Origin of the sequence: Streptomyces sp. NPDC059740 (assembly GCF_042733155.1) — a bacterium.
In the GTDB taxonomy this organism is placed as follows: Bacteria; Actinomycetota; Actinomycetes; order Streptomycetales; family Streptomycetaceae; genus Streptomyces.
The window spans coordinates 108,854-124,565 of record NZ_JBHWGP010000019.1; the positions used below are offsets into that span (position 1 = coordinate 108,854).

Genomic DNA, 15,712 nt, shown 5'->3' on the forward strand with positions numbered 1-15,712 from the left:
CAAGGCATTCGGCCGAGGTGGGATGAGGACGGGCGCGTCGTCGGCTGCTGCCCGTAGAGTGCCGACGGGTGCGGCCCCGTGCCCGTGGGCCGGAGCCGGACGGCAAGCAGCAGCGAGCAGCAGCAAGGAGACACGTGATGGGCACCGTGGAGGAGAAGGACTGGCTGTACTCCCTGGACATCTCCGGCGCCGAGTGGCAGCGTCCGCCGGGCGACCCGGAGGCTGAGGCGGTGGAGATCGCCTTCCTGGAGCAGGGTGCGGTCGCCATGCGCAACTCCACCGACCCCGAGGTGGTGCTGCGCTTCACCGAGGCCGAGTGGCGGGCCTTCGTGCTGGGGGCGCGGGACGGGGAGTTCGACCTGGACGCGGCGACACCGCCGGCCTGAGGCACCTGACCCGGGGCGGCCGTCCAGGTGGGCCCGCTGCCCGGCGGCCCGCAGGGTGCACACCGTCCCGGACCGGGCCGCGCGGCGCGGTCCGGACGCCCGGAACCCACCGGACGCGCCGGGCCGGGTGCGGGCGGTGTGGGCCGGACGCCGCAACCAGGTGACCATCACCGGCATCGCTCGTTCACCGTCCGTGGATCAGCAGCCGACAGCCCCCCGCACGGACCTCGCCGACCACTCGGCCCCTCCCGAGTCGTCCGAGGCCGCCCCGCCCACCCCCGATCCCACGGCCCGCGCCACCTCCCCCGACCCCGCCGCCGGGAGTTCCGGCGAGAAGCCGGGGCCGGGCGCCACGGTCGTCGACGTTCCGCAGGCCGAGGCCGCCCTCGTGGAGAACTACCCCCGGCTGGCGCGCCTGGCGTACCTGGTGCTGCCGCCCCGGCTCGGCCGGCACCGGCGGGTACTGACGGCACACGCCGTGGTGCAGCGCGCCCTGCCCCGCAAGCCGGTGCCGCTCGACGCGCCGGCCACCGTGCCCGCCCCGCGCGGCACCGCTCACCGGCTCTCCCAGCCCGCGTACTCCCTGGTGCGGCTGCGGGTGCTCAGCGCCGCGCTGGCCGAGGAGACCCGCGCGCCCCGCCTGTTCGGTCGCCGCCTGCCGCTGCCGCCGGTCCCCACGGGGCTCCCCCAGGTCTGGGGGCTGCGGGTGTTCCCGCCCTCGGGCGGAGTCGACGAGCTGGCGGTGGACCAGGCGCTGGCGGGCCTGTCGGCACCGGCGCGCGCCGCCTATGTGCTGCGGGTGCTGGAGCGGCTGGACGAGCCGGGGGCCCGCGCGGTGCTGGCCGCCGCCGGGGTGGTGGACCCCCACCGGGCCCTGACGGCGGCGGACGCGGTGAGCGTGCCGGGCGCCGGCGACGGGCGGACGCTGCTGGAGTCCGCGGAGTTCGACCCCTGTTCCCTCCAGGCACGCCCGACCGACCTGATGCGGCGCCGGCAGCGGTTGCGGGTGGCGGGCGCGGCGGGCCTGGCACTGGCGGTGGGCGGGGTCGCGCTGTGGCTGACCGGCGGCGGCTGGGGGGCGGACGGCGCCGCGGCACCGCCCTACAGCCGCAACCCGGCGGCGCAGGCGGCGCTGGACCCGGCCCAGCTGACCCACGCCGCGGCCGGCGGGTGGCGGGACGCCGAGCGGCGCGACTTCTCGGTGTGGCCGGCGCGCGGCGAGCGGACCTCGGACCGGGCGTTGCTGCGCCGGGCGTTGGCGGTCTGGGCGCGGCCCGGTGCCACCGCCCAGGTCTCGGCGGCGCCGGACACCCCGACCGGACCGCCGGCCGGGCCGCCGCGGCTGCTCTTCGCGGGCGTGGTGGACCGGGCGAGCGTGGTGCTGTTCGCCGACGGCTCCCGGGTGGTCCGATACGCCGAGGCGGCCGACGGCGACCAGGGCGGCGTGGCGCTGGACTTCGCGCGGGTCGACGGCGCCGACGAGGCGGCGGCCTCGGCGCTGGTGGTCAACCGCGCCGACGGGAACGTCCGCTTCCTGACGGCGCCGTGGGCCGGTGACGTGCGGCGGCTGGACCTGGCGAAGCCCTCGGACGACGGCGGCAGGGTGGCGGTGGACTCGCGCGGTGTCACCGAGGCGCTGCGTGCGCCCGGCGCCGACACCACCGGGCGCTCCTGCGACTCCTGGCCTGCCCTGCTGGCGGGCGGCCACGTCCTCACCGACCTCGGCGAACTCACCCCGGCCCGCCTCACCTACGGCGAGCCGGCGCACCCGGGGGACGCGACCTCGCACGCGGCCCGCACCATCTGGGCCCGTACCGTCTGCCATCTGCCGGCGGTGCGGAGCAGGGGTGTCCGCACGGTCAACTCCTGGCCGTTCGCGGCCCAGCGGCTGCCCGCCACCGAGGACTGGGCGACCTGGGTGTGCACCCGGGCGGCGACCTGGCGGGGGGACGGCAGCCGGGTGATGGCCCAGTTCCAGCCGCCGCTGGACGGCGAGAAGCCCTACACGCCGGGCGGGGTCGCGGCCCGTGCCGAGGACTCCCCGGCCTGCGGTCCGCGCTCCCCGCGGGTGCTGGCCGGCGTGCTGTGGCAGGGCAAGGGCGCGGGCAAGCGCTGGTACCTGCTGGCGGCCGGCAGCGACGAGGTGCGGAGCATCAAGGTCAGCGGCGGCGTCTCGGGGCACAGTTCCTCCCGGCTGCTCGCCGTCCCGGCCTCGGGTGGTTCGCGGGCGGAGCTGACGGGCGAGCTGAAGGGCGGCGGCGGCCTGTCCGCGCTCCGCTGAGGCCTGCCGCGGGCGGCACGACGGCCCCGGGCCCGACCGGTACCCGGCGTCCGGTCCTCGTGCCGCCCGTCGCACACTGTGGCCATGGACATCCCGCTCGCCCTGGACCACCGGCGCGCCGTCGAAGCCGACCTGCCGGCAGTGGTCGCGCTCTACGACGACGCCGCGCACTGGATGCGGGCCCACGGCATCACGCAGTGGGTTCCCGGCGGGAAGGACCTGGCGCACTTCCGCCGGGTGGCCGCCGCGGGTGAGGTGTGGCTGGCGCTGGCGCCCGGTGACGGGCGCGTGGTGGGGGCCTGGGAGTTGTGGTGGGAGGATCTGCCGGCCTGGGGGCCGCAGGCACCGGTCGCGGGGTACGTGCACCGGCTGATGGTCGACCGTGAGCACGCCCCCGCCGGTGCCGGCCGGGCGATGCTGGCGCGGGCCGAGCAGCGCATCGCTCAGGCCGGCCGGGAGCTGAGCCGGCTGGACCACGTCACGTCCAACCCGCGGCTGGCGGCGTACTACGAGGCGGCCGGTTACCGCGTCGTCGGCGAGCAGGCCGCCAAGCGGGACGGTGGCGGCAGCCCGTACGGCGTGACCTTGCGGGAGAAGCGGCTGCGCTGACCCTCCGGCCGCGGGCGTGCCGGGCCCGGCCCCGCCCCCTCGTACGGGGCCGGGCCCGACGGGTGTGCCGCCCTACCCGGCGGTGGGGCAGGTGGGGGCGGCGGCGTTCACGGCGAGGGCCGTGTGCGCGGGGACGGTGGCGGTGAAGCGACCGTCCCCGCCGACGGTGACGGTGCCGCCGCCGATCACGTCGCAGTAGGTGCCGGCGGGCAGGTCGGTCTGGAAGGTTTGGGTGAGCGCCGAGCCCTCGTTGTTGAGGACGACGTGGGCGGCGGGGCCGCGGCCGAAGGCGATGGCGTTGTTCCCGTTGTCCCACCACCGGGTGACGCCCCGGCCGTGGGCGGCGTTGTGCAGGGCGACCATGGCGCGGATCTCGGGCTGGGCGTGTTCGCAGGTCCAGCCGTCCTGGCCGCAGGCGGTCACGGTGCCGCCGTTGGGCGGGCCGGCGTCCACGTCGGTGTAGGTGTAGCCGGAGTGGACGTCGGGTGAGCCGTAGGGCCAGGCCAGCATGAACACGTTGGCCAGGGTGTAGAGGGCGCCGTCGGAGTGGTTGAGGGTGGAGCCGCCTCGTTCGGTGTCCCAGTTGTCGACGAAGACGCCGGCCTTGTCGCCGGGCACGTAGCCCCAGTCGGCGCCGAAGTTGCGCAGCACCGCGAGCCGGTCGCCGCCGGTGAGGACCCGTTTGAGGTCGCGGCCGTAGCGGAACTCCTGGACGTCGCCGGTGTTCAGGTACTCCTCGGGCTGGACGGCCTCGCCCGCGCCCTGGATGACCTCCTGCTTCCAGTAGACGTCCGGCTTGCTCAGCCGGCTCTTGATCGCGGCCAGGTCGGTGGCGGGGATGTGCTTGGCGGCGTCGATGCGGAAGCCGTCGACGCCCAGGGAGAGCAGGTCGTCGAGGTAGGCGGCGAGGCGGCCCCGGACGTAGCTCTCGCCGGTGTCGAGGTCGGCGAGGCCGACGAGTTCGCAGTTCTGGACGTTGGCGCGGTCGGTGTAGTCGCTGACCTGGCTGGTGCAGTCGTCCATGTCCTGCGGCTGGTAGATGCCCGGGTAGGTGTACTTGGTGTAGCTGGAGCCGCCGGTTCCGGTGCCGGAGCCGGCGGACATGTGGTTGATGACGGCGTCGGCGACGACCTTCACACCGGCCGCGTGGCAGGTGTCGATCATGTTCTGGAAGGCGGCGCGGTCACCGAGACGGCCGGCTATGCGGTAGCTGACGGGCTGGTAGGACGTCCACCACTGGGGGCCCTGGATGTGCTCGGTGGCCGGTGAGACCTCGACGTAGCCGTAGCCGGCCGGACCGAGGGTGGTGGTGCACTCGTGGGCGACCGAGGCGTAGGACCACTCGAAGAGTTCGGCGGTCACGTCCCGGTCGCCGGGGGCGGCGGCCCTGGCCTGCGGCGCGGCGGGGCCGGTGAGGGTGAGCAGGACGGTGGCGACTGCGGCGGCGCCGGCGGCCAGGGTCCGTGGTCGGCGGGTCGGGGTGGTGGCGGGTGTGGTGCCGGGCCGGGACATGCGTGTTGCGTCCATGACATGCCTTCCTGTGGGGCGGGTAGGCGGGCGGGACCTCCCGCCGGCCGGTGGTGGCCGGGGGAGGCGCCGCGGGTGTCGTGCGGTCCGCCCGGCCCGCGGCCGGCGGGGAGGCGGACGCGGGTCGGGCGGCGGACCGGGGCGGGGGCGGGCCCCCGGCCGGTCAGCCCTTGGTGGTGCCGGCGGTCAGGCCGGTGACCAGGTGGCGCTGGGCGAAGCCGAAGACGACCATGGCCGGTACCGCGATGAGCACCGCGGCGGCCGTCATCGAACCCCAGTCGCCCGAGTACTGGTTGACGAAGGTCTGCAGGCCGCCGGCGAGGGTGAGGTTCTCCTCTCCCGTCATGAACGCCGAGGCGTAGGCGACCTCGGCCCAGGCGGTGACGAAGGTGTAGAAGCCGGTCACGGCGATGCCGGGGCGGGCCAGCGGCAGCACCAGGCGCCAGAAGGTGCCGAAGGGGTTGAGTCCGTCGACGCGCCCCGCCTCGTCGATCTCCACGGGGATGGTGTCGAAGAAGCCCTTCATCATCCAGGCGCAGAACGGCACCGCGATGGTCAGGTAGGTGATGACCAGGCCGACGGGCTGGTTGAGCAGGCCCATGCTCGCCATGAGGTTGTACAGCGGCACGATGAGCACGGCCACCGGGAACATCTGGGTGAGCAGCAGCAGCCACATCAGCGGGCGCATGCCGGGGAAGCGGAAGCGGCTGACGGCGTAGCCGGTGGTCGCGGCGATGACCACGCCGATGACGGTGGTGAGCCCCACGACGACCAGCGAGTTGCGGAACCAGGTGGCGAACTCCGTGCCGCCCAGCACGTGCCCGTAGTTGGCGAGGGTCGGGTGGTCCACGAGGCTGGTGGTGAAGGCCTCGTAGCGCGGCTTGAAGGAGGTCACCAGCAGCCACAGCGGCGGCAGCACCGCCACGGCCGAGGCGAGGAGGAGGACGGCGTGCAGCCCGGTGGAGGCCAGCGGGCCGCGTTCGCCGCGGCGCCGCGGGCGGCGGCGGGGGGTGGTCCCGGTGCTCGTCACGCTCACCACACCTCTCCCTGGCGGCGCAGCGCCCGCCGGTAGACGACGGCGACGACGCTCAGGAGCAGCAGGATCAGCACGCCCCAGGTGGCGGACTGGGCGTAGTCGCGGGGGCTGTCGACGAAGGAGAGCCGGTAGGCGTACGTCACCAGGATCTCGGTGGCGTCGCCGGGACCGCCGCGGGTCAGCAGGTAGATGACCGGGAACATGTTGAAGGTCCAGATCGTGGAGAGCAGGACGACGGTGGAGGCGACGCCGCGCAGGCCGGGCAGGGTGATGTGGCGGAAGCGCTGCCAGGCGCCGGCCCCGTCCATCTCGGCGGCCTCGTACCACTCCCCCGGCAGCGACTGGAGGCCGCCGAGCAGCGCCACCAGCATGAACGGCACGCCGAGCCAGACGTTCACGGCGATGACGGAGATCTTGGCCCAGGTGGGGTCGTTGAGCCAGGGCACCGCGTCGATGCCGCCGCCGGACAGCACCTTGTTGAGGATGCCGTTCTTCTCGTTGAACAGCAGCCGCCAGGCGAAGACGGAGACGAAGGCGGGCACCGCCCACGGCAGGATGAGGGCGAGGCGGTAGGCGGTCCGGCCGCGCAGCGGGCGGTTGAGGAGCAGCGCGAGGGCCAGGCCCAGGGCGAAGGTCAGCGTCACGCAGGCCACGGTCCACAGCACCGTCCAGCCCAGCCGCTCCCAGAAGACGCCGTCGGTCAGGACCGTGCGGTAGTTCGCCAGCCCGGTGAAGTGGTAGGTGGCCGGGATGTGGTTGACGCCGATGTCGCGTTGGACGTTGGCCTCGTCGGCGTCGGTGAGGGAGAGGTAGAGGCCCCGCAGCAGCGGCCAGCCGATGATGACGCCGATGACGAGGACGACCGGCGCCACCATCGTCCACGCGTACCAGTGGGTGGCCAGCGCCCGCCGCAGCCGTCCCGGCGGGGCGGGACGGACGGCGGGCGGCGCCGCCTCGGAGGTGGCCGTCAGGGTCACTTGTAGTCCTTGAGGAGCTTCCGGTAGGCGTCACCGGTGGCCTTGGCCGCGTCCTTCGGGGAGGCGGCGCCGGTGAGGACCTTGTTCATCTCCACCTTGATCGGCTCGAAGAGGCTGTTGCCCTCGGCGATCCAGGGACGCTGGACCGCCTTGGCGACGGCGGGCTTGAAGAAGCGGACCATCTCGTCGTCCCGGACGGAGGGCGCCCGGTACGCCGAGGTGCGGGTGGGCAGCAGGCTCAGCTTCTCGGTGGTCTGCTGCTGCACCTTGGCGCTGCTCATGTACTTCACGAAGGCGTAGGCGGCCTGGAGGTTCTTCGAGCCGGCGTAGACCGAGAGGTCCCAGCCGCCCTGTGGGGAGGCCTGCCGGGCGCTGCCGCCGGGGACCGGGGCGACCCCCAGGTTCTCCTTGTTCGCGCCGGAGAACTCCTTGCCGGCGCGGGCGCCCTCGATGTCCCAGGGTCCGTCGATCGCCATGGCGACCTTGCCCTCCTTGAGGGCGGTGAGCTGGTTCTCCTGGCCGTCGGTGGCGTCGGTGACGGCCGCCCCGGAATCGACGAGGTCCTTGATGACGCCGAAGGCGCGGGCGCCGGCCGCGTCGTCCACCTCGATCTTCTTCGTCTTCGCGTCGACCATGTCGCCGCCCTCGCCGTAGAGGTAGGGCAGGAACCAGTACGGGTCGTCGCCGCGCAGGTAGAGGGCGGTGGCGCCGGTCTTCTTCTTGATGGTGGGGGCGGCCTTCTTCAGCTCCTCGAAGGTGGTGGGCACCTTCACGCCCGCCTTCTTCAGCAGGCGCTTGTTGTAGAAGAGGCCGAGGGTGTCGATGACCTGCGGGGCCGCGTAGTGCTTGCCCTGGTAGCCGGTGGAGCCGTAGGCCTGCGGAAGGTAGTCACCGGTGTCGTCCAGCGCCGGGGTGCCGTCCAGCGGGGCGAGGTAGCCCAGGTGCGCGAAGTCGGCGACCCAGGCGACTTCGGTGCGCATGACGTCCGGCGCCCCGGAGTTGCCGCCCGCCGCGTTCTTGAACTTGGCGTTGGCGTCGCCGAAGGGCACGTTGACGTAGGCGACGTGCACCTTCGGGTGCTCCTTCTCGAACCCCTCCGCGAGCTCGCGGTAGGCGCCCTTCTCCGCGTCGTTGGAGGTGTCCCAGAACGTGACGGTGCCGGAGAGTTCGCCGCCGCTGCGCTTGTCACCGCCGCTGCCCCCGTCCCCGCCGCACGCTGTCGCCGTCAGTGCCAGCCCCGCGACCAGCGCGGTGGCCACGATGCCACGCCGCATGTCAACTCCTCGCTCCCGTGCCTGAGATTGGCGAGCAGGAACGTAACAGCGCTGAAAAGAATGCGAAAGACCTTGCGGCAATTTTCTGCAAGCAGGCAGAGTACGGCTGTCGGGTGGTTGCACACCGCAGGCACCGTCGCGGCTTATCGGTCGCGGGCGGGTCCGGCGTCGGCACCTCCGTCCCGTGACGGTCGCCCGCACGGTCCCCCTCCCCGCCACACCACGACGAGGAACCCGATGTCCCAGGAGCTGACCTCCACCGCCCCCGCCCCCGAGACGACCACCACCGACGCGGCACGGGGGTGGTGGCGGGACGCGGTGATCTACCAGGTCTACGTGCGTTCGTTCGCGGACAGCGACGGCGACGGCGTGGGCGACCTCGCCGGCGTCCGGGAGCGCCTGCCGTACCTGCGCGAACTGGGGGTGGACGCAGTCTGGCTGACGCCGTTCTACGCCTCCCCGCAGGCCGACGGCGGGTACGACGTGGCCGACTACCGGGCGGTGGACCCGCTCTTCGGCGACCTCGCCGACGCCGACGCCCTGGTGCGCCGGGCACACGAACTGGGCCTGCGGGTCCTGGTCGACATCGTGCCCAACCACACCTCCGACCAGCACCCCTGGTTCCGCGACCCCGAACTCGCCCGCAGCCGCTACGTCTTCCGTCCCGGACGCGGCGAGAGCGGCGACCTCCCGCCCAACGACTGGGAGTCCGTTTTCGGCGGCCCGGCGTGGACCCGCACCGAGCGGGGCGACTGGTACCTCCACCTGTTCGCGCCGCAACAGCCCGACCTGGACTGGGACCGGCCCGAGGTGCGGGAGGAGTTCGCCTCGGTGATGCGGTTCTGGCTCGACCTGGGGGTGGACGGCTTCCGGGTGGACGTCGCGCACGGCATGGTCAAGGCCCCGGGCCTGCCCGACATCGGCCGCACCGAGCAGGCCCGGCTCATCGGCTCGCAGGTGCTGCCCTTCTTCGACCAGGACGGCGTGCACGAGATCCACCGCGCATGGCGGGCACTGCTGGAGACCTACGGCGGCGAACGCATCGGTGTGGCGGAGGCGTGGGCACCCACCCCGGAGCGCCTCGCTATGTACGTACGCCCCGACGAGCTCCACCAGGCGTTCAACTTCCACTTCCTCAACGCCCCGTGGGACGCCGCGGCGCTGCGCGAGGTGATCCGCTCCTCGCTCGAGGCGACGGCCTCGGTCGGCGCCCCGGCCACCTGGGTGCTCTCCAACCACGACGTGGTCCGCCACGTCACGCGCCTGGGCGGCCTGGACCGGGCCCGGGCGGCGACCCTGCTGATGCTGGCGCTACCGGGCTCCGCCTACCTGTACCAGGGCGAGGAACTGGGGCTGCCGGAGGTCGTGGACCTCCCCGACGAGGTGCGGCAGGACCCGGCGTTCTTCCGCGGCGAGGGTCAGGAGGGCTTCCGGGACGGCTGCCGGGTGCCGATCCCCTGGGAAGGCCGGGAGGCGCCGTACGGCTTCGGCCCGGGGGCGAGCTGGCTTCCGCAGCCGGAGCACTGGCGGGAGCTGTCCGTGGGCGCCCAGCGCGGCCGGCCGGGGTCCACGTGGGAGATGTACCGCAGCGCCCTGCGGCTGCGGCGGGAGTTGCCGGGCCTGGGTGACGGGACACTGTCCTGGCTGCCGGCCCCGGAGGGCGTACTGGCCTTCACCCGGCCCGGTTTCGCGTGCGCGCTGAACACCGGCGAACAGGAGGCGCTGCTGGCGAACCCCGGCCGGCTGCTGCTGGCCAGCGCCCCGGTGGCCGAGGCGGCGGACGGCACGGTCCGGTTGCCGGCCGGCACCTGCGCCTGGTGGCGGCGGTGATGTCCGGCGCACCGCCGAGGCGTTGACGCAGGTGTGGCCGGCGGGCGCCCTTGCGGCGTCCGCCGGCCGCGCCGCCGGGTTCCGGCCGCCGCCACCGGTGCCGCGCGCGAGTGCGTACCGTGGGGCGGGGCCGTCCGTGCCCGACCGGCGAGGACCGGGGACGGCACCGAGCCACCCAGCGGGCCCGCGCACCCGCGCGCCCGAGTAACTCACAGGAAGTGTGCGCATGTCGCGTCCGGATACCCGGCCCACCCCTGCCGGCCCTCGCTCCGCTTCTCCTGCCCGCCTCGCCGACATCGCGGTGCAGGCGGGGGTGAGCGAGGCGACGGTCAGCCGCGTCCTCAACGGCCGACCGGGGGTCTCGGCGGCCACCCGGCAGACCGTGCTGGCCGCCCTCGACGTGCTCGGTTACGAGCGTCCGGTGCGGCTGCGGCAGCGCAGCGCCGGTCTGGTGGGGCTGATCACGCCCGAGTTGGAGAACCCGATCTTTCCCGCCTTCGCCCAGGTCATCGGGCAGGCGCTGACCCGCCAGGGGTTCACGCCCGTCCTGGCGACACAGACGCCCGGGGGCTCCACCGAGGACGAGCTGACGGAGATGCTCGTGGACCGCGGGGTGGACGGCATCCTGTTCGTCTCGGGCCTGCACGCCGACACCACGGCCGACACCGCCCGCTACGACCGGTTGCGGGCCCGCGGCGTGCCGTTCGTCCTCATCAACGGTTTCTCCGACCGGGTACAGGCCCCGTTCGTCTCGGTGGACGACCGGGCCGCGGTGCGGTTGGCCGTGACGCACCTGGTGGCGCTGGGGCACCGGCAGATCGGGCTGGCACTGGGGCCGAAACGATTCGTCCCCGTGCAGCGGAAGATCGAGGGCTTCCTGGCGAGCATGCGCGAGCACCTGGACATGGACGCCGCGACCGCCGAGCGCCACGTGCAGCACTCCCTGTACACGCTGGAGGGCGGACAGGCAGCAACCGAGGCGCTGCTGGACGCCGGGTGCACGGCGGTGATCTGTGCGAGCGACATGATGGCGCTGGGTGCTGTGCGGGCCGCGCGGGGGCGAGGGCTGGCGGTGCCGGACGAGGTCTCCGTGGTGGGGTTCGACGACTCGCCGCTGATCGCCTTCACCGACCCGCCGCTGACCACCGTCCGCCACCCCGTGCCGGCGATGGGCCAGGCCGCCGTGCGCGCCCTGCTGGAGGAGATAGGCGGCACCCCGGCGCCGCACAGCGAGTTCGTCTTCCACCCGGAACTGGTCGTCCGCGGCTCCACCGCGTCCGCACCCCGGGCCTGACCGCGCCGGGGCCGCGCCGCCCGCGCACGGCCCCGACCCGCGGCCCGTCACTCGCCGCGCCGGGACGGCGACACTCCGTCCCGCGGTGCGACGCGCCTTCCCGTCCGGGCGTTTTCCTCCACTCCCACCGGGCACCCCTCTCCCTCGACAGCGTCGGCTTTACGGGGAATGACCGACTTGATGGATGATCGGCGACAAATGCCTTTCTGGCAGACTGTGCGCCTATGGGAAAGCGAACGTGACCCCTGTGCAAGGCCGTACGGCCACCTCACCGTCCGACGAGGAGCGTGAGACCGGCTCCTCGGCCGCCGCGCGCCTTCTCGCGGTCGGCCGGGCCGTACCGCGCCCCCCGGGGGTGCGGCCGCCCCGCAGACCCCGGCTGTGGTTCGAGATCCTTCTGATCGCCGCCAGTTACTGGCTGTACTCGCTGGTCCGCAACGCGGTGCCGACCCGTCGCGTGCAGGCCTTCCGCAACGCGGACTGGGTGTGGCGGACCGAACACGGACTCGGCATCGCGGTGGAACGCGTCGTCAACCATGCGGCCGACTCCGTCACATGGCTGATCATCGGTATGAACTACTACTACGCCACACTGCACTTCGTGGTGACGGTGCTGGTGCTGGTCTGGCTCTACCGCCGCCAGCCGGGCCGGTACGCGCCGGCCCGGCTGGCGCTCTTCCTCACCACCGGCGCGGCGCTGCTCGGCTACTACTTCTTCCCGCTGGCCCCGCCGCGCCTGATGCCCGGCGGCCGCTTCGTGGACACCGTGGTGGTGCACCACACCTGGGGGTCGATGGCCTCGGGCAACCTGGCCTCGATGTCCAACCAGTACGCGGCCATGCCGTCGATACACATCGGCTGGTCGCTGTGGTGCGGGCTGTGTCTGGCGTTGCTGGCACGGCCGGTGTGGGTGCGGGTGGCGGGCCTGCTGTACCCGCTGCTGACGCTCACCGTCATCGTCTCGACCGCCAACCACTTCTGGCTCGACGCGGTCGGCGGTGCGCTGTGTCTCGGGCTGGGCACCGCCGTGGCCTACCTCTGGTACGGGGCGCTGCCGCACCGGCTGCCGCGCCACCCCTCGCGCGCGGTGCCGGTGGCGGCGCGAGCGGGGGCGCGGCGCGGGACTTCGGGAACCGCCTGCGCGGGGGCCGCCGGCCCGGCGGGGGCGACCGTCGCCGCCCTGCGGCCACCACAGCCCGCCGCACGCGGCGCCGGTCGGCCCGCGGGCAGGGGGAACGGGCGCCGGTAGCCCGACGCCCGGGCACCGCCACCCGGGCGCGTCAGTAGAAGAGCTCCTCCACCACCGCGCGTGCCCTGCGGGTGGTGCGGCGGTACTCGTCGAGCAGTTCGCCGACGTGCCCGTCCCCGTACCCGAGGTAGCGGGCGACGGCGGCCAGTTCCCTGGTCTCCCTGGGCAGGGTGTCCGAGGGGCGGCCGCGCACCAGCATCACGGCGTTGCGCACCCGGGTGGCCAGCAGCCACGCCTCGTCCAGGACGGCGGCCTCGTCCTCCCCCACCAGGCCCGCCTCGCGCGCCGCGGCCAGCGCCTGCCGGGTGCGGGTGGTGCGCAGCCCCGGGTGGTCGTGGCCGTGGCGGAGTTGGAGGAGCTGGACCGTCCACTCCACGTCGCTGAGCCCGCCGGGGCCCAGTTTGGTGTGGGTCTGCGGGTCGGCGCCGCGGGGCAGCCGCTCGGACTCCATACGGGCCTTGAGGCGGCGGATCTCCCGGACGGCTTCCTCGCCGAGTCCGCCCTCGGGGTAGCGCAGCGGGTCGACGAGGTCCAGGAAGCGCCGGCCGAGGCCGGGGTCGCCCGCGACGGGTTCGGCGCGCAGCAGGGCCTGCGCCTCCCACACCAGTGACCAGCGCCGGTAGTAGGCGGCGTAGCTGGCCAGGGTGCGCACCAGCGGCCCGGAGCGGCCCTCTGGGCGCAAGTCGGCGTCGACGGTGAGCGGCGGGTCGACGGAGGGGAGCTGGAGCAGCCGGCGCATCTCGTTGGCGACGGCGAAGGCGGCCTGCGCGGCCTCGCGTTCGTCGGCGCCTTCCCGGGGCTCGTGGACGAAGAGGACGTCGGCGTCGGAGCCGTAGCTCAGCTCCTGGCCGCCGAAGCGCCCCATGCCGATGACGGCGAAGCGGGTGGGCAGTTCCTCCGGGCCCCAGCCGCCCTCGCCGGTGCCCAGCTCGCGGACGGCCGCCCGCAGTGCGCCGGCGATGGTGGCGGCGTTGATGTCGGTGATGGCCGTCCCGATCATGTCGACGGCCGGACCGTGGTCCTCCTCGGCGGGGCGGGACTCGGTGCCGTAGGCGTCGATGAGGTCGGCGGCGGCGGTGCGGAACAGCTCGCGTCGGCGCACCCCGCGGGCCGCGGCGACGGCCCCTTCGGCGTCGCGGGCCCGTCCGACGGCGGCCAGCACCTCCTGCTCCAGGGCCTGCCGGCCGCGGGGGCGGAGCCCGTCGGGGGCGCCCAGCAGGGCCACCGCCTCGGGGGCGCGCAGCAGCAGGTCGGGGGCGAGCCGGCCGGCGGACAGGACACGGGCGAGGTTCTCCGCGGCGGCGCCCTCGTCCCGCAGCAGCCGCAGGTACCAGGGGGAGGTGCCCAGGGCGTCGGAGACCTTGCGGAAGTTCAGCAGCCCCGAGTCCGGGTCGGCGGAGTCGGCGAACCAGCCCAGCAGCACCGGGAGCAGGGTGCGCTGGATGGCGGCCTTGCGGCTGACCCCGGAGGCCAGCGCCTCGATGTGGCGCAGCGCCCCGACGGGGTCGGCGTAGCCGAGGGCGACCAGGCGCTGCCCGGCGGCCTTGGTGGAGAGCCGGGCCTCGCCGGGTTCGAGGTGGGCGACGGCGTCCAGCAGCGGGCGGTAGAACAGCTTCTCGTGCAGCCGCCGCACCTCGCGGGCCTGCCAGGCCCAGGTGCGGCGCAGGGTGGCGACGGGCTCGGTGCGCAGGTCCATGGAGCGGGCCAGGCGGCGCAGGTCGGCCTCGGTGTCGGGCATGAGGTGGGTGCGGCGCAACCGGTGGAGCTGGATGCGGTGTTCGAGGGTGCGCAGGAAGCGGTAGGCGGCGTCGAGGGAGGCGGCGTCCTTGCGTCCGACGTAGCCGCCGTCGGCGAGGGCGGCCAGCGCCTGGAGGGTGTTGGGGCTGCGCAGGGTGGGGTCGCCGCGGCCGTGGACGAGTTGGAGGAGCTGCACCGCGAACTCGACGTCCCGCAGCCCGCCGGGGCCGAGCTTGAGTTCGCGCTCCACCTCGGCGGCGGGGATGCCGGCGACGACGCGGCGCCGCATGGTGCGCACGTCGCTGACGAAGTTCTCGCGCTCGGAGACCTGCCAGACCATGGGGGCCAGTGCCTCGCAGTACGCCTTGCCCAGGGCCTCGTCGCCGGCGACCGGGCGGGCCTTGAGGAGCGCCTGGAACTCCCAGGTCTTGGCCCAGCGTTCGTAGTAGGCGACGTGGCTGGTCAGGGTGCGCACCAGGGGGCCGTTGCGGCCCTCGGGGCGGAGGTTGGCGTCGACCGGCCAGATGGTGCCCTCGGCGGTCGTGTCCGAGCACAGCCGCATCAGGCGGGAGGCCAGCCGGGTGGCGGCCTGGAGGGCCTCGACCTCCTGCGCGGTGCGGTGGGCGTGGGCGTCGGGGTCGTCTGCGGTGCCGGCCGGCGCCGCCGCGGCGGGTTCGGCGACGAAGATGACGTCGACGTCCGAGACGTAGTTGAGTTCCCGGCCGCCGCACTTGCCCATGGCGATGACGGCCAGGCGGCAGGCGGCGGCGTCCTCGGGCTGTTCCTCGGCGGCGATCTCCAGGGCGGCGCGCAGGGTCGCGGTGGCCAGGTCGGCGAGTTCGGCGGCGGTCTCGCCGAGGGTGGTGGTGCCGCACACGTCGCGGGCGGCGATGTGCAGGAGCTGGCCGCGGTAGGCGATGCGGAGGGCGTCGGGGCGGGGCAGGTCCGCGCCGCGGGGGCCCCAGATGCCTTCGGCGAGGGCCTGTTCGAACTCGGTGACGCCCGGGTGCAGGTCGACCTTCTCGTAGGTGACCAGGGTCTCCCAGTCCGCGGGGTGGCGCACCAGGTGGTCGCCGAACGCCTCGGAGGCGCCGAGGACGCCCAGCAGGCGGTCGCGCAGCGGCTTGGCGCTCATCAGCGTGGTGAGCAGCCGCCGGCGTTCCTCGGGCGCCAGTGACTCGGTCAGGCGGACCAGGGAGCGCAGGGCGAGGTCGGGGTCGGCGGTGGCGCCGAGCGCCTCCAGCAGCAGCGAGTCCTCGGCGACCGGCGCCAGTTCCGGGGCGTCCAGCAGCCGCCCGGAGGCGGTCGGGTCGGTGAAGCCGTGCCGGATCAGTCGGGTGGAGGTGCTGCTCCGCCGTCCCTGGGGAGCGGGTGCTGCCATTGGCGTCCAGCCTTTCCGGACGGGGCCCGGCGGGTGGTGCCCCGGTGACGTCCTGTTCGGCGCCCGGGCCGGCGGCTCGGCGGGCGCGGGCGGGTGGCCGGGGCGGCCGGCGGCGGCGCGCGGTGCGGACC

At 74.4% G+C, this 15,712-nt stretch carries 10 protein-coding genes and 1 pseudogene; 6 read left to right on the top strand and 5 right to left on the bottom strand.

The features are described 5' to 3' along the window. The first annotated feature begins 137 nt into the window (after nt 1-137). The 3 genes from ACFV3R_RS21770 to ACFV3R_RS21780 all read left to right on the top strand — a co-directional run bounded on the left by ACFV3R_RS21770 (nt 138) and on the right by ACFV3R_RS21780 (nt 3,276). On the top strand, nt 138-386 hold the full coding sequence (locus tag ACFV3R_RS21770; protein WP_385585433.1) for a DUF397 domain-containing protein: 249 nt from the start codon (nt 138-140) through the stop codon (nt 384-386). A 136-nt stretch (nt 387-522) separates the two neighbouring features. Continuing rightward, on the top strand, nt 523-2,667 hold the full coding sequence (locus ACFV3R_RS21775; RefSeq protein WP_385585436.1) for a hypothetical protein: 2,145 nt from the start codon (nt 523-525) through the stop codon (nt 2,665-2,667). Nucleotides 2,668-2,751: 84 nt separating this feature from the next. After that, nucleotides 2,752-3,276, top strand: a complete 525-nt coding sequence (locus tag ACFV3R_RS21780) for a GNAT family N-acetyltransferase (protein ID WP_385585439.1) — start codon at nt 2,752-2,754, stop codon at nt 3,274-3,276. Nucleotides 3,277-3,351: 75 nt separating this feature from the next. Here ACFV3R_RS21780 and ACFV3R_RS21785 read toward each other — a convergent pair. From ACFV3R_RS21785 to ACFV3R_RS21800, 4 genes and pseudogenes are all read right to left on the bottom strand, one after another. Then, nucleotides 3,352-4,788, bottom strand: a pseudogene (locus ACFV3R_RS21785) (alpha-amylase family protein); the annotation flags it as partial. Between the two features lie 178 nt (nt 4,789-4,966). Beyond that, the gene (locus tag ACFV3R_RS21790; RefSeq protein ID WP_385585441.1) at nt 4,967-5,833 is read right to left on the bottom strand and encodes a sugar ABC transporter permease; all 867 of its coding nucleotides are present in this window, start codon (nt 5,831-5,833) and stop codon (nt 4,967-4,969) included. A 2-nt stretch (nt 5,834-5,835) separates the two neighbouring features. Further along, the gene (locus ACFV3R_RS21795; protein WP_385585476.1) at nt 5,836-6,714 is read right to left on the bottom strand and encodes a carbohydrate ABC transporter permease; all 879 of its coding nucleotides are present in this window, start codon (nt 6,712-6,714) and stop codon (nt 5,836-5,838) included. Between the two features lie 98 nt (nt 6,715-6,812). Then, nucleotides 6,813-8,090 (bottom strand): extracellular solute-binding protein, encoded by a 1,278-nt coding sequence (locus ACFV3R_RS21800; RefSeq protein WP_385585443.1) that lies wholly within the window; start codon nt 8,088-8,090, stop codon nt 6,813-6,815. A gap of 237 nt (nt 8,091-8,327) precedes the next feature. Here ACFV3R_RS21800 and ACFV3R_RS21805 point away from each other — a divergent pair, with 237 nt between their 5' ends. The 3 genes from ACFV3R_RS21805 (at nt 8,328) to ACFV3R_RS21815 (ending at nt 12,463) form a co-directional block, all read left to right on the top strand. Beyond that, the gene (locus ACFV3R_RS21805) at nt 8,328-9,920 is read left to right on the top strand and encodes a glycoside hydrolase family 13 protein (protein ID WP_385585445.1); all 1,593 of its coding nucleotides are present in this window, start codon (nt 8,328-8,330) and stop codon (nt 9,918-9,920) included. A gap of 226 nt (nt 9,921-10,146) precedes the next feature. Continuing rightward, a complete protein-coding gene (locus ACFV3R_RS21810; protein WP_385585448.1) occupies nt 10,147-11,214 on the top strand; it encodes a LacI family DNA-binding transcriptional regulator in 1,068 nt (355 codons plus the stop codon). A gap of 184 nt (nt 11,215-11,398) precedes the next feature. Further along, a complete protein-coding gene (locus ACFV3R_RS21815) occupies nt 11,399-12,463 on the top strand; it encodes a phosphatase PAP2 family protein (RefSeq protein WP_385585451.1) in 1,065 nt (354 codons plus the stop codon). 31 nt (nt 12,464-12,494) lie between these two features. On the opposite strand, the gene ACFV3R_RS21820 is transcribed toward ACFV3R_RS21815, so the two are convergent. Then, nucleotides 12,495-15,581, bottom strand: a complete 3,087-nt coding sequence (locus ACFV3R_RS21820) for a bifunctional [glutamine synthetase] adenylyltransferase/[glutamine synthetase]-adenylyl-L-tyrosine phosphorylase (protein ID WP_385585454.1) — start codon at nt 15,579-15,581, stop codon at nt 12,495-12,497. Between the last annotated feature and the right edge of the window lie 131 nt (nt 15,582-15,712).

Excerpts from the sequence above, each read along its gene's own strand:
- ACFV3R_RS21815 (WP_385585451.1), top strand. The coding sequence starts at position 11,399 with ATGATCGGCGACAAATGCCTTTCTGGCAGACTGTGCGCCTATGGGAAA.
- ACFV3R_RS21820 (WP_385585454.1), bottom strand. The coding sequence starts at position 15,581 with ATGGCAGCACCCGCTCCCCAGGGACGGCGGAGCAGCACCTCCACCCGA.
- ACFV3R_RS21780 (WP_385585439.1), top strand. The coding sequence starts at position 2,752 with ATGGACATCCCGCTCGCCCTGGACCACCGGCGCGCCGTCGAAGCCGAC.
- ACFV3R_RS21800 (WP_385585443.1), bottom strand. The coding sequence starts at position 8,090 with ATGCGGCGTGGCATCGTGGCCACCGCGCTGGTCGCGGGGCTGGCACTG.
- ACFV3R_RS21795 (WP_385585476.1), bottom strand. The coding sequence starts at position 6,714 with ATGGTGGCGCCGGTCGTCCTCGTCATCGGCGTCATCATCGGCTGGCCG.
- ACFV3R_RS21770 (WP_385585433.1), top strand. The coding sequence starts at position 138 with ATGGGCACCGTGGAGGAGAAGGACTGGCTGTACTCCCTGGACATCTCC.
- ACFV3R_RS21805 (WP_385585445.1), top strand. The coding sequence starts at position 8,328 with ATGTCCCAGGAGCTGACCTCCACCGCCCCCGCCCCCGAGACGACCACC.
- ACFV3R_RS21810 (WP_385585448.1), top strand. The coding sequence starts at position 10,147 with ATGTCGCGTCCGGATACCCGGCCCACCCCTGCCGGCCCTCGCTCCGCT.